Raw genomic sequence first — 13,479 nt, forward strand, 5'->3', positions numbered from 1 at the left:
GGGGCCTCCCACCACTGTCGGATAGACCGGGCAGGCGACTTCCTACTCGGTAACCCACGAACATGGGTGAGTGGGGCCCCGGCCCGCAACCCCCGACTCAACGCCGACGGTCACCCATACCGTCTAGACGGTGAAGCCCCCGTCGACGTTCCAGTTCGCGCCGGTCACGAACCCGGACTCGGGGCCCGCCAGAAAGCTCACGATGGCAGCGACATCGCCGACGTGTCCGTAGCGGCCTTGTGCCGTCACCTTCTTCAAGCTCTCGGGAAAGTCACCGCTGTTGTCCGGATTCGCATCGGTGTCGATCGGCCCCGGTTGGACGTTGTTGACGGTGATGCCGCGCGGGCCGAGCTCACGGGCCAATCCTCGGGTGAAGGACGAGACCGCGCCCTTGGTCATGGCGTAGACCGAAAGCCCCGGTCCCGGAACGCGGTCGGCGTTGATACTGCCGATGTTGATGATCCGCGCGTCCTCACCCAGGTACTTCACCGCTGTGCGGGCTGCCCAGAACATTCCGCCGATGTTGGTCGCGACCAGACGGTCGAATTGCTCCGCCGGGAAGTCGTCGATCGACGCCAGGTGAGCGACGCCGGCATTGTTCACCAGCACGTCCAGACCGCCGAGATCGGCCACGGTCTGGTCGACCGCGGCGGCAACTTGAGCGGGATCGGCGGCGTCGGCCTGGATCGCCACGGCCCGCCCGCCGCGCTCGGCGACTTGGGCCACGAGCTTCTCGGCATCCGTCGCCGATGCCGAGTACGTGAAAGCGACCTCGGCGCCGTGAAATGCCAAACGACGCACGATTTCCGCGCCGATCCCGCGTGAACCGCCGGTGACAAGCGCTCGCCGTCCGGCCAAGGGTGTGGTGCTCATGTCTTCTACCTCTCCGGGGAGTTACGAACTCAGTACGTTTGACGTCAAGTCCCGAAGGGCGCGCCGCATTCCCGGTACAGGGAGCCGCGAAGAGTTGGGTTAGGTGGTGATTCGCATCTCGGCATCCGGGTGCGAGCTGAGCGTGACGATGATCGTGCCGCTACCCGTCGCGAACGTGGTGTTCGCATATCCGATGAAGCCGTAGTGCCCGTCGATGGTCGAAACGGCTGTGATGTCGCTGCTTCCCGAGGCGCCGGTGTCGAGGTTCACCCAGTCCGCCGTGACGGTGAGAGAACAGGAGCCGTCATAGGTGCCGGCGTCGTAGCTGATCGCGACGCGGACCCCATTCTCGACGCGATCGCCGACCTGAACCGGGGTCAACTGAGCCTCGGCGCTGACGCTGCCGCCGCATGTCGGCGAGGCCACCACGGGAACGCGATCGAGTTGGGTGAATGGCTCAGCATCGGCCCTCGCGAGCCCCAGCCAGGATGCAGCCAGCACGACGGCCACTGCGCCGGCAGCACGAAGCGAGCTCATGACCGTGTCATCGGCGATCGAAGCGACGGTGTTAGCGGATTTCTCATTCGTGACCGGTTTTCGAGAAGTTGAAGCGCCGATTCGCCCATGATTGAACCCTGAATAGCCAAACGGTCCTATCCGTCGATTCGATCAGCACGTTGCGGCGCTGGTCGATGCTTGTCATGGCTCTCACGGCTACGTTGTGCGCCAACGTGTTCATCAATGGCGCCGCGTTCCTGATCCCGGAGCTGCACCTCGACGACGAGCTTCACCTTGCACAGGCCGGGCTGCTGTCCGCGATGCCCAGTTTCGGAGTGGCGACGACGATGTACGCGTGGGGCCACGTGGTGGACCGGGTGGGCGAACGGATCGTGCTCACAGCAGGTTTGGCGCTCACCGCCGCGGCGGCGTTCGCAGCGGCGGCAGTCGATTCTCTGGTGGCGACGGGGGCGTTTCTCCTCCTGGGCGGGATGGCCGCGGCGAGCAACAGTGCCGCCAGCGGCAGACTCGTGGTGGGGTGGTTTCCGCCGAACCGGCGTGGCTTGGCGATGGGGATTCGGCATACGGCATCCCCGTTGGGCGTAGGGCTGGGGGCGCTGGTCATCCCTCAACTCGCCCAGCACCACGGTGTCGCCGCGGCGCTGTTATTTCCCGCCGTCCTGTGCGCGGCGTCGGCGTTGATCAGCGCGATCGGCGTGGTGGATCCGCCGAGGCCACCGCGCTCGGAGGCGCCGACCGAGCATCTGGCCAACCCCTATCGAGGCTCGACGGTTCTGTTGCGAATCCACGCCGTCTCGATGCTGTTGGTGGTGCCGCAGAGCGTGGTGTGGACATTCACCCTGGTCTGGTTGATGGCTGACCGCGGGTGGTCGGCTACGTCGGCGGGCGTGGTGGTGACCGTCGCGCAACTGCTCGGTGCGGTCGGCCGGGTCGCGGCCGGGCACTGGTCGGACCGCCTCGGTGCGCGGCTGCGTCCGATCCAGATCATCAGTGTCGCCGCCGCGCTCGCCATGTTGGTGTTGGCGGTGACCGACGAGCTGGGCTCTCCGGTGAGCGTCGCCGTGATCGTGATCGCGTCGATGATCACCGTGACCGACAACGGATTGGCCTACACCGCGATCGCCGAATTCGCCGGACCGTTCTGGAGTGGGCGCGCGCTCGGCGTCCAGTACACCGGTCAGATGGTGACGATGGGCGCTACGCCGCCCGTGTTCGGCGCGCTGATCGCGGCCGTCGGCTATCCGGTGGCCTTCGCGGCGTCGGCCATCTTCCCGCTCGTCGCGCCGCTTCTGGTTCCTGTCCACGCCGACCGGGAGATCGCCGACCGCGGTTGACCGAGGGGATCACCGCGAATGACACGATGCCGGAACCCCTGCGACACAAGAGGTTCCGGCATCGTGATCGTATCGGGTGTCAGCTCGCGAGCAGTTCGTCGATCTGATTGATCGCCTGCGCCGTGCCCTCTTCGACGCCCATCTCGAGCACCTTCTGCAGGCCTTCGGCCGACTCGTACGTGCTGACGTAGGTGGCTCTGGTCGCGCCGTCGCCGATCGCCTCGAAGGTGTAGACACTGTGCGCGACCGGCATATTGCTTGCCGGCTTGAGATCCGCGTCGGCGAACCCGTCTTCGAAACTGAAGCTGCGCGGCTCGTCGACGGCCGTGACCTTCCAGTACCCGCCGTACTTCTCGCCTTCGGGTCCAGTCATGTAGTAGGTGACCGTGCCGCCTGGCGTGAGCGCATGCTCGACCACGGTCGCGGGGTAACCCGGTGGGCCCCAAATCTTCTCGAGCTGCCGCGGATCGGCATAGATCTGCCAGACCCGCTCGACGGGCGCCGCGAACTCCGCGATGATCGTCAGGGTGCGGTCGTCGATGTTCTTGCTGATGTTGGTGACAGGCATGGCTATTCCTCGCTGAGTAGGTCGTCAATGCGAGCGATGCGACCGCGCCAGACATCCTCGAGCTCAGTGAGCATCGAGGCGACTGACCGCACCGCCTCCACATCACCACTCGCCAGTTGCTCTCGCCCCTGGCGACGCTTGGAGATCAGGCCTGCCTTCTCCAGCACGGCGACGTGCTTTTGCACCGCGGCGAAGCTCATGTCGTACTGCGCCGCGAGCGCAGTGACCGAATGCTCCCCGGCCAAGACCCGGCGAAGAATGTCTCGCCGAGTCCGGTCGGCCAGGGCGTGAAAGAACGCGTCCGCTCTGTCCTCGTCCTGATCGGTCACCAACAGAATATACAACCGATCGGTTGTATATTGTCAACGGTGTTAGCGCCAATCGCCCGGCGTGTGCCGCGGTCGGCGGCATTGCGACAAGATGGGGTGGTGAATCCGCTGGAGCAGTTGACCGTCGAGCAACTGCGCCTGCGGACCAGCATGAAGTGGCGGACGCATCCTGCAGATGTGTTGCCACTATGGGTCGCGGAGATGGACGTGCCCTTGGCCGAACCCATCGCCGACGCGCTGAATACGGCAATCGCTTTGGGGGACACCGGGTATCCGAGCGGAGCGCGCGCCTATGCCGAGGCGTTGTCCGGGTTTGCGGCGCGTCGTTGGGGTTGGGACGGGCTCGCAGTGCAGCGCACTGCGCTCGTTCCCGACGTGATGCTGGGCATCGTCGAGGTCCTCAAGCTGATCACCGAACCCGGCGACGTCGTGGTCGTCAATGCGCCCGTCTATCCGCCGTTCTACGCCTTCGTCACGCACGCCGGCCGCCGCATCGTGGAGGCGCGCCTCGGCATGGACGGCCGCATCGACATGGAGGCGTTGGATACGGCGTTCGGTACGGCCGCCACGATGAGTGATCGGGTGGTCTACCTGTTGTGCAGTCCCCACAATCCGACCGGTGCCGTGCACTCGGCCGATGAGCTCGCGCGCATCGCGGCGCTCTCCCGCGATCATGGCGTGCGCGTTGTATCCGATGAGATTCATGCGCCATTGGTGTTGGCCGGAGCGGACTTCACGCCGTATCTGAGCGTCGCGGGCGCCGAGGACGCGTTCGCTGTCACGTCGGCCTCCAAGGCGTGGAACCTCGCCGGCCTCAAGGCGGCGGTGGTGGTTGCCGGCCCGGACGCGGCGGCAGACCTCGACCGGATGCCCGAGGAAGTCAGCCACGGCCCCAGCCACCTCGGCGTGATGGCGCACACGGTGGCGTTCGACGAGGCAGAGGCGTGGCTCGATGCGTTGCTGGCCGGGCTGTCGGCCAACCGCGACCTGCTGGGCGAACTGATCGCCGAACACCTGCCCCTCGTCGACTACATCCGGCCGCAAGGCACGTACCTGGCCTGGCTCGATTGCCGCCGACTCAACCTTGAGGAGCCCGGTAGCGTCGACGGCCCCGGCGTCGTCTCCGAACTGGCGGGGCCGGCGCGGGCATTTCTCGACCAGGCACGGGTGGCGCTCAGTTCCGGGCATGTTTTCGGCTCCGGCGGCGCCGGTCACGTGCGGTTGAACTTCGCCACCTCACAAGCGATCCTCACCGAGGCGGTCAAGCGGATGGGCGCGGTCAGCCGGTAAACCCCTCGCCCTTCGTCGATAGGTCGTGGCTGGTGAAGGTCAGCGGGATCTGCCGTCCGCGGGCGATCTTGTTCAGCATCGCGATCCGCTCGCGCGCGGCGGCGCCGGTCTTCTTTCTCTGTTCGCGGATCGGGTTGGACCACGGCAGCTTGTCCGCCACCATCGCGATGCGGACGTTGAGTTTGGCGATTTCGGTGAAGATCCGGATTCGGCGTTCGTAGTTGTAACCCAGCGGCTCGAAGAAGCTGCCGGCGACCATCGCCTCGATTTGCTGATAACCGAATACCGCGCCCGCGGGGACGAGCGCGAGGGTCGCGGTGAGCTGGTTGGCGTGGCGAGCCACCAACTTCTTGACGACGCCCGGGAGGGTTTCGGTCAGCGTCGTCAGGTGTGCGGGACCCGCGATCGCGTCGACGAGTTCGGCGCGCCACGGCGACGGGTTCCCACCCCGGGCCAGGACGTAGTTCAACGACTTGATCAGGTCCAGACCGGTCGGCGAGTAGAGCCGTTCCGGTGCGCCCCACAGCCGTCCTGAGTACGACGAGTACTCGGCGAGGTCCTCGAGTTCCTGGCTGGTCAGCTTGCGTCCGAACGCGTGGTCGACGAGCCGTCCGAGCAACATCCCACTGCCGAACCCGAGCAGTGATGTCACCGGAATGGGCTCGCCGAACTTCAGGTAGACGTCGTCACCCCATTTCCGGCGCAAGCCACGACTGGCGAGCCCGTGCATCAACCGCACCCGGATCACATCCTGGAAGGCTTCCGAGTGCCGGTCGAAGATGTCGGGCAGCGTGAACTCCGCGAAGACCCGGGCGGTCTCGATGAAGCGCCGCGGGCCGTCGTCGGCGAAACGTCCGGTGGCGCCGGTGGATGCGGAGATGTCGCCGGTCATCGCCGTCTCGTAGAACGCCCACCCCTGGATGATCATGGTCGCCGTCTTCGTCGCCGACATCGCCAGCATGCGGCCGCGTTCGGCGGCCTCCAGGTCGAACTGGCTCGGCAGCTGATCGATGTGCTCGAAGAACTCGACGAACTCCCGGGGCGGATCCTCCAGTGAGTCGATGCCCCGAGTCAGCGCCTGTTCGTACAGTGCGCGGCCCTTCTCGTAGCCGAGGCGCTCGAACGCGTCGACCACGCCGATGATGTGCTCGTCGCCTTGCCAGAAATAATCGTCGCGTAGCCGCGTGAGCTCGTTGGGTTCGACCTCTTTGTCGATGTCGATCCACTGGCCGAACATGAACTCGCGCATCTGCCGCCACTGGGCGGCGAAATGGTCGCGGCCCGGCGGGATAGGGCGCAAGGGCCGATCCGGGTGATCGCGCCGGTTGAATTCGACGTCGTCGAGCCGAATCTCTTGCCGCTCGCCAGTGACAGTCATGTAGCCGGATCCCATCTGTAAATACAGGCCACTGATTTCGACGTTATCGCACAACCCCCGCGTATGTGAATCGCGATTCCGCGCTCGCTACCCCGCTATCGAATCGCGGGTGTCGAGAACTGCCATGTTTGCCGCTGCACGTCCGGCGCCCCACCCGGCGCCGTTGGACGCTGACACCGCACGAGGCACCGTCGACGGAAACAGTCGATGAGCGAGGTCTTCGGCCGCTCTGCTGTTGGCTGCCAGCACGGGAAGCAGACGGACGTCACGTTCCACTTCCGCGGTTACCGATGCGCTGGCGTTGTCGAGTCGCTCGCCGATGCGCTGTGCGTACGCGACAAGAAAAGACTGGCGGAATGTCCTGGAACGTGCTTGTGCAGTTCCGGCGCGCCCCGCGCGCAGCATGGCTCGGTTGGCTTGCACAAGCAGCGACGTGGTGAGCAACTCCACTAACTTGAGATCGGTTTCGCAGCCGATGACGGTGACGAACCCGATGCCCTCCGCCCACACTGCACGGCAACGGTTGGACCGACTCACCACTTGCACCAACGTCGCCTTGGCCGCGGCGTAGGGGTTCTCGATCCAGATACGCCGTGCGGCCGCAGCCGGCTCACGCCCCCGGTTGTGGCGGGCCACCGCTTCGTTCAACGAATACCTGCTCATCAGGTCTTGGGCCTTGGCGGAAAGGGCCTCTGCCTCGTCCGGGAATTCGGTGACTTCGGCTTTTGCGAGTAGAGCGCGGACCCTGCCGAGGACCTTTTCGTCAGCATCGGTCACCGTCGTCGCCGTGTGCCGGTATGTGCCGGGCAGCGGCAGGATCACTTCGAGCGCCGGGAGTCTGCCGAGGAGGTTCAGGAGTTTGAGAACCACGACAAGACCGTCGCGCTGGTCGACGGCGTTCGACGCGGCCCACCGCCACATCTGAGGCGGCTGTGCGCGTGAGCCGACTGAGGCCGACAGCCTGGCGATATCGGCGCGCCAGTCTGGGTGCAAAGTCGCGGCCGCATACCGCCTACACTCACCGACGATCGCCTCGTCGAGGTAACGGATCTCGGCCGGCTTCATTCTGCGGCAGGCGATTTCGTGCAGATCGGACGGTTGCCAACCGTGCGTCCACGCCGCGCTGATGGCCTCGTTCATGGCGAGGTCAGCTGCAACGTCGAGTTCGTGCGCGAAGTCCCGAAACTCGCGCAGCAGTTCGGTGGCGCGATACGGCAGGTGGTCGGCAGGGCCGGATGCGGCCGTGCTCAATGCCACAACGAGGTGTTCGAGGAGCACCGCGCGGTCCGCCGCCGGATCGAAAGCCTCGACGCGCTCTTGCTTGGGCGCCGACCGGCGCCGGTTCCTGTGTTTGGCTGCCCGCTTTTCGCGGTTTCGTCTCCCCATACGCCGAAGTGTTCCGTAGAGGTCCGACACGCAGCGGCAGGCGCGCGGTCTCGGGAGTTCATCACGCTGTGTCGACACCGTGATCACCGCAGGCTCTCAGGTTCCGCGGAGATGTCCGTCGCCCCGTCTACGATTCCTGCGGCCCCCTTCTCAGCATCGACACAAAGGATCTGCAGTGAGTTACACCGCCGCCGACATCACCGAACTCGATGATGTCCAGCACACACGCCTGCGGCCGGCGGTGAACCTGGGGCTCGACGTGCTCAACACCGCGTTGCGTGAGTTGATCGACAACGCCATCGAGGAGGTCGCCGACCCCGGCAACGGTGGATCCACCGTGACGATCACCCTCCACGCGGACGGATCGGTCAGCGTCGCCGACGACGGGCGTGGCCTGCCCGTCGACACCGATCCGACGACAGGAAAGAACGGCATCGTCAAGACGCTCGGCACCGCGCGGGCCGGCGGGAAGTTCTCTGTCCATACCGATGCAGCGAGCACAGGGGCCGGTCTGAACGGGATCGGCGCGGCCGCAGCGGTATTCATCTCCGCACGCACCGACGTGACGGTGCATCGGGGCGCCAAGACCTACGTGCAAAGCTTCGGGCGCGGTTACCCGGGGACGTTCGAGGGCAAGGAGTTCGACCCCGACGCCCCGTTCACCCGGGCCGACACCCAGAAACTGCGCGGCACCGCAAATCGGAAGCCCGCCATGCAGGGCACCACGGTTCGCATCCTGTTCGACCGCGCGGTGGTCCCCGACACCAGCGTCGATGTCGGCGAAGTGCTGCTGCGGGCGCATGCCGCCGCCCGGATGTCCCCCGGTGTGCATCTGGTCGTGGTCGACGAAGGCTGGCCCGGCGACGACGTGCCCGAGGCGTTTCTCGAACCTTTCAGCGGCCCTTGGGGCACCGACACGCTGCTCGATCTCATGTGCACCGCCGCGGGCACTCCCGCGCCCGACGTCCGCGCGGCGGTCGAGGGTCGCGGCGAGTACACCACCGGCCGCGGACCCACGCCGTTCCGCTGGTCGCTGACCGCGGGCCCGGCCGAGCCGGCGACGGTGGCCGCGTTCTGCAACACCGTGCGAACCCCCGGCGGCGGATCACATCTGACGGCCGCGATGAAAGGCCTGTCCGAAGCGCTTGCCGATCGTGCGTCGCGGATGCGTGATCTGGGCCTCGCCAAGGGCGAAGAAGGTCCGGAGCCACAGGATTTCGCGGCCGTCACCGCTTTAGCGGTGGACACCCGTGCACCGGACGTCGCTTGGGACTCGCAGGCCAAGACCGCGGTGTCGTCGCGGTCGTTGAATGTGGCGATGGCCCCGGACGTCGCGCGCAGCGTCACGGTGTGGGCGGCCAACCCCGCCAACGGCGATGCGGTGACCCTGTGGACCAAGCTGGCGCTGGAGTACGCGCGGGCACGGCGCAGCGCGGAGGGTGCGAAGGCACGTTCGCGCGCGGCTTCGAAGGCCAAGGGGCTGGGCACCAACCTGTCGCTGCCACCGAAGCTGCTTCCCAGCCGCGAGACCGGCCGCGGGTCGGGCGCCGAGTTGTTCCTGTGCGAGGGCGATTCGGCGCTGGGCACCATCAAGGCCGCGCGCGACGCCACCTTCCAGGCCGCCTTCCCGCTGAAAGGCAAGCCGCCCAACGTGTATGGGTTCGCGCTGAGCAAGGCACGGTCCAAAGACGAGTTCGACTCCATCGAGCGCATCCTGGGCTGCGGTGTGCGGGACAACTGCGACCCGGAGCTGTGCCGCTACGACCGGATCCTGTTCGCCTCCGACGCCGACCCCGACGGCGGCAACATCAACTCCAGTCTGATCTCGATGTTTCTCGACTTCTACCGCCCGCTCGTCGAGGCAGGGATGGTGTACGTGACGCTGCCGCCGTTGTTCGTGGTCAAAACCGCCAGCGAGCGCATTTATTGCCAAGACGAATCCGAGCGCGATGCGGCCGTGGCCAAGCTGAAGTCCACTTCGAAGGGCCGCGTCGAGGTGCAGCGCAACAAGGGGCTCGGCGAGATGGACGCCGACGACTTCTGGAACACCGTCCTCGATCCCCAGCGGCGCACCGTTATTCGCGTCCACCCCGACGACGGTGAGAAGAAATTGCACCACACCTTGTTCGGTGGGCCGCCCGAGGGCCGACGCATGTGGATGGCCGAGATCGCCGCCCGCGTCGACACCAATTCCCTCGACCTCGACTAAGACTTAGGCAGATACCGTGACCGCCACCCTGGACATACCCGAGCAGAACCCGGACCTGGTCGTCGACCAGAGCGCCGACGACTACTGGAACCTCTATCAGCTGACGTTCGCGCTCTACAGCGTCAGCGACCGTGCGATCCCGTCGGCCTACGACGGTCTCAAGCCGGGTCAGCGTCGTCTGCTCTACCAAATGCACGAGTCGAAACTGCAGCCCGGCAACAAGCCGCAGAAGTCGTCGAAGATCTGTTCCGCGGTCACCGGCAACCTGCATCCGCATGGCGGCACCTCGATGTACGGCGCTGCGGCGCTGATGGCCGCCGAGTTCCAGCGCGTGAAAGTCATTGACGGACAGGGTGCTTTCCCCCGTATCCAGGGCGACATCCCGGCCGCCGACCGCTACACCGAGATGCGGTTGTCGGCACCAGGTGCCGCGCTGACCGCCGAACTCGACAGCCATGCAGTGCCCATGGTGTCGACGTTCGACGGCGAGTGGATCGAGCCGACAGTGCTGCCGGCCCAGTGGCCGGTGTTGTTGTGCAACGGCGCCGTCGGCATCGCCGAGGGGTGGGCCACCAAGGTGCCCGCCCACAACCCGCGCGAGATCATGGCCGCCTGCCGGGCGCTGCTGAAAACGCCGAATATGACCGACGATCGGCTGGTCAAGTTGATCCCGGGTCCCGACTGGGGCTGCGGAGCATCCGTGGTCGGCACCGCCGGCCTGCGCGAGTACATCACCACCGGGCGAGGCCAGTTCACCGTGCGCGGCACGCTCTCGGTCGACGGGAAGAACGTCCTCATCACCGAACTGCCGCCTGGCGTGGCGAGCAACACTGTGCAGGAACGGATTCGGGCCCTGGTCGAGTCGGGAGAGCTCGCTGGTGTGGCGGACATGTCCGATCTGACCGACCGCCGCAACGGGCTGCGCATCGTCGTCACCGCCAAACGCGGCCACAGCGCCGAGCAGATCCGCGATCAGCTGCTGGCCCTGACACCTTTGGAAGGGACGTTCGCCGCCAGCCTCGTCGCCCTCGACGAGAACCGCGTCCCGCGATGGTGGTCGGTGCGCGAGTTGATCAAAGCGTTTCTCTCGCTGCGTGATTCGGTGGTTTTGCACCGCAGTGAGTACCGGCTGGAGAAGGTCACGGCGCGACGTCATCTGGTGGCGGGCCTGATGACCATCCACCTCGACATCGACGCCGCCGTGGCGGTGATCCGCGGCTCCGAAACCGTCGACGAGGCTCGGCAAGGGCTGCAGGACCGGTTCAAGATCGATGCCGTTCAGGCCGACTATGTACTGGCGCTGCAGTTGCGCCGCCTGACCAAGCTCGACGTCATCGAGCTGCAGGCTGAGGCCCAGAAGCTGGATGCGGAGTTCGCCGAACTCACTGAGCTGGTGTCGAATCCGGATGCGCGCCGGAAGGTGATCGACAAAGAACTGGTGGAGACGGCGAAGCTGTTCAAGGGTCCGGAGTTCGATCGTCGCACCGTGCTCGACTTCGAGGCCGCGCCAGTCACTTCCAACGGCGACGACGGGCCCCGTGAGCGCAAGGTCAACACCGCCTGGCGGCTCGACGACCGAGGCGTGTTCTCCGACAGCCACGGCGAGTTGCTCACCTCAGGTCTGGGTTGGGCGGTGTGGACCGACGGCCGGGTGAAGTTCACCGCCGGTGGGGGTCTGCCGTACAAGGTTCGCGACATTCCCGTCGCCCCGGATATCACCGGGCTGGTGCGCTCGGGTGTGCTGCCGGACGGTTACCACCTGGCGTTGGTGACCCGACGAGGAAAAGTCCTGCGCATCGACCCGGCGGCGGTCAACCCTCAGGGCGTTGCCGGCAACGGTGTGGCCGGGGTGAAGTTGGCGGGTGACGACGACGAGGTGATCGCCGCGCTGCCCGTCTCGTGCGCCAACGGCGAGGCCATCCTGTCGCTGGCTGAAAAGAGCTGGAAGGTCACCGAAGTCGCCGACATTCCGGTGAAGGGTCGCGGGGGTGCCGGCGTCGGCTTCCACCCGTTCGTCAAGGGCGAGAGCGCGCTGCTTGCGGCGTCGATCTCGGCGGCCGGGTTCGTGCGAGGGAAGAGGGCGGTCCGGGCCGAGAATCGAGCAAAAGCGTCGATCAAGGGCTCGGGTCTGGATGTGACACCGGCCGGATAGCAGTCGCGGCGATGCGCAGCGTGTGGGCCCAGGAGCCCCCCGTCGAGGGACACTTTCCAGTCGGCCCCGCGCCCACCCAGAGCGGCGGTATCCCGCTCGTCGCCGGTGTGATCGGCCCGAAGGCACTAGCTCGAGCCGCGCAATGGGCTGTCGGGGTGACCGACCCGGCTCATTCGCTGCATTTCGACGCCGAGGCGTTGGCCGCGCAGCGCGAGCGTGTCATCGCTGCGTGGCAGGCCGCGGGCAGGACGGATCGGCCACACTTCTCCGCGCCGGTCTGGTTCGCGCTCGGCCCGGACCCTGAGCACCAACTCCGGGAGCACGTGAAGGACTTCTGGGACGAAGAGGTTGGCGCCGTAGGAGACGACGTCTCCTATTTGACGACTCCGGGCACGGGGACGATGAACTGCGGAGCGTCCGGCCTCCTCGCCGCCGTCAACGGCGCACGAGAGGCGGGGACTCGATGAGATCCGGCTCATCCCGTCGACCAGCGACCCCGACGAAATCGATCGCGCGCGCGAGGTCCTTGGTATCTGATCCGGCCGCGCGTTCGACGGGAGCATGTCAAGAATCCGCGCTGGCCGGTAACGGCGGAGCATCGAATTTGACACTGCCCCTGCGTGCCTCCCGAATCACAGGCGTCTCATAGTTAACATCACGCCGTGCAGGTATCTCGGCGTGACGCACTGCGCTACGCCGCCGCGGTGTCGGCACTGGCCGGACTCGGTGCGGCATCGGCGGGTACGCACGCGCCGAGGGCCGAGGCCGCCCGCCCCACGCTGATCGACTATGCGATGCGTCAGATCCCGGCGCAGGACATCCGGGCCGCCGGCCACTCCGGCGTCATCAACTACGTCTCGACGTCACGGCCCGGCTCCTCGTTCGGCGCCAAGCCGATCACCCTGCCTTACGCCAAGACGCTGGCCGCGGCCGGTTTGGTGATCGTCAGCAACTACCAGTACGGCAAACCGGGCGGGACCGCGCCATCGGACTTCACCCGCGGGTACGCCGGTGGCGTCGCCGACGCGAAAACCGGTTGGCACCTGCACACCGCCGCCGGTGGCGGACGCACCGCGCCGATCTTCTTCAGCGTCGACGACGACATCGACCGCCAGACCTGGAACGACCTGGCGCTGCCGTGGTTCCGCGGTATCAACTCGGTCATCGGCGTGCAGCGCACCGGCATCTACGCCGGTATCCGACCGTGCCAGTGGGCCGCCGCCGACGGAGTCATCGGAAGATCGGGTTCCGCCGGTCACGTCTGGGCCTGGCAGACCCGATCCTGGTCCAACGGACAGCTTTACCCCGCCGCGGTTCTCTACCAACGCATCATCGACACGGCCTCGAACCCCGGACCGGTGGTCGGCGGCATCCGCGTCGACGTCAACGACGTGCTGGCCCAGGACTGCGGCCAATGGAACCTGCACCCGTGACCGCCTCT

General features: G+C 66.5%; 12 protein-coding genes. 6 read left to right on the forward strand and 6 right to left on the reverse strand.

Annotated elements, in window-relative coordinates; all coding sequences use genetic code 11:
* Window positions 1-123: 123 nt before the first annotated feature.
* Together CEX87_RS24740 and CEX87_RS24745 are read right to left on the reverse strand one after the other, a co-directional pair.
* The gene (locus CEX87_RS24740) at window positions 124-873 is read right to left on the reverse strand and encodes an SDR family oxidoreductase (protein WP_064424856.1); all 750 of its coding nucleotides are present in this window, start codon (window positions 871-873) and stop codon (window positions 124-126) included.
* Window positions 874-972: 99 nt separating this feature from the next.
* Window positions 973-1,410, reverse strand: a complete 438-nt coding sequence (locus tag CEX87_RS24745) for a hypothetical protein (RefSeq protein ID WP_094289550.1) — start codon at window positions 1,408-1,410, stop codon at window positions 973-975.
* A gap of 164 nt (window positions 1,411-1,574) precedes the next feature.
* On the opposite strand from CEX87_RS24745, the gene CEX87_RS24750 reads away from it, so the two are divergent.
* The gene (locus CEX87_RS24750; RefSeq protein ID WP_233151510.1) at window positions 1,575-2,726 is read left to right on the forward strand and encodes an MFS transporter; all 1,152 of its coding nucleotides are present in this window, start codon (window positions 1,575-1,577) and stop codon (window positions 2,724-2,726) included.
* 79 nt (window positions 2,727-2,805) lie between these two features.
* Here the strand turns inward: CEX87_RS24750 and CEX87_RS24755 are convergent, their stop codons facing one another.
* On the reverse strand, window positions 2,806-3,294 hold the full coding sequence (locus CEX87_RS24755; RefSeq protein WP_064395121.1) for an SRPBCC family protein: 489 nt from the start codon (window positions 3,292-3,294) through the stop codon (window positions 2,806-2,808).
* 2 nt (window positions 3,295-3,296) lie between these two features.
* A complete protein-coding gene (locus tag CEX87_RS24760) occupies window positions 3,297-3,623 on the reverse strand; it encodes an ArsR/SmtB family transcription factor (RefSeq protein ID WP_064395122.1) in 327 nt (108 codons plus the stop codon).
* Window positions 3,624-3,773: 150 nt separating this feature from the next.
* Between CEX87_RS24760 and CEX87_RS24765 the strand changes: the two genes are divergently transcribed.
* Window positions 3,774-4,913, forward strand: a complete 1,140-nt coding sequence (locus CEX87_RS24765; RefSeq protein WP_064418787.1) for a MalY/PatB family protein — start codon at window positions 3,774-3,776, stop codon at window positions 4,911-4,913.
* On the opposite strand, the gene CEX87_RS24770 is transcribed toward CEX87_RS24765, so the two are convergent.
* A complete protein-coding gene (locus CEX87_RS24770) occupies window positions 4,903-6,291 on the reverse strand; it encodes an oxygenase MpaB family protein (protein ID WP_064424958.1) in 1,389 nt (462 codons plus the stop codon). The two genes, CEX87_RS24765 and CEX87_RS24770, sit on opposite strands and share 11 nt — an antisense overlap.
* Window positions 6,292-6,378: 87 nt before the next feature.
* Entirely contained in the window at window positions 6,379-7,677 is a 1,299-nt protein-coding gene (locus CEX87_RS24775) for a DUF2786 domain-containing protein (protein ID WP_064395123.1), read from the reverse strand.
* A 175-nt stretch (window positions 7,678-7,852) separates the two neighbouring features.
* Between CEX87_RS24775 and CEX87_RS24780 the strand changes: the two genes are divergently transcribed.
* The 4 genes from CEX87_RS24780 to CEX87_RS24795 all read left to right on the forward strand — a co-directional run bounded on the left by CEX87_RS24780 (window position 7,853) and on the right by CEX87_RS24795 (window position 13,471).
* The gene (locus CEX87_RS24780; protein WP_094289552.1) at window positions 7,853-9,886 is read left to right on the forward strand and encodes a toprim domain-containing protein; all 2,034 of its coding nucleotides are present in this window, start codon (window positions 7,853-7,855) and stop codon (window positions 9,884-9,886) included.
* Window positions 9,887-9,902: 16 nt separating this feature from the next.
* Window positions 9,903-12,038 carry a DNA gyrase subunit A gene (locus tag CEX87_RS24785; protein ID WP_064395125.1) on the forward strand — a complete coding sequence of 712 codons (2,136 nt, stop codon included), beginning with the start codon at window positions 9,903-9,905 and terminating at the stop codon, window positions 12,036-12,038.
* 11 nt (window positions 12,039-12,049) lie between these two features.
* Complete coding sequence (locus CEX87_RS24790) at window positions 12,050-12,505, forward strand: LLM class flavin-dependent oxidoreductase (protein WP_064418780.1); 456 nt, start codon at window positions 12,050-12,052, stop codon at window positions 12,503-12,505.
* A gap of 195 nt (window positions 12,506-12,700) precedes the next feature.
* Window positions 12,701-13,471: a DUF1906 domain-containing protein gene (locus tag CEX87_RS24795; RefSeq protein WP_064427785.1), complete on the forward strand. Its 771-nt coding sequence runs from the start codon at window positions 12,701-12,703 to the stop codon at window positions 13,469-13,471.
* The last annotated feature ends 8 nt before the right edge of the window (window positions 13,472-13,479 follow it).

The organism is Mycobacterium lehmannii, assembly GCF_002245535.1.
GTDB lineage: Bacteria > Actinomycetota > Actinomycetes > Mycobacteriales > Mycobacteriaceae > Mycobacterium > Mycobacterium lehmannii.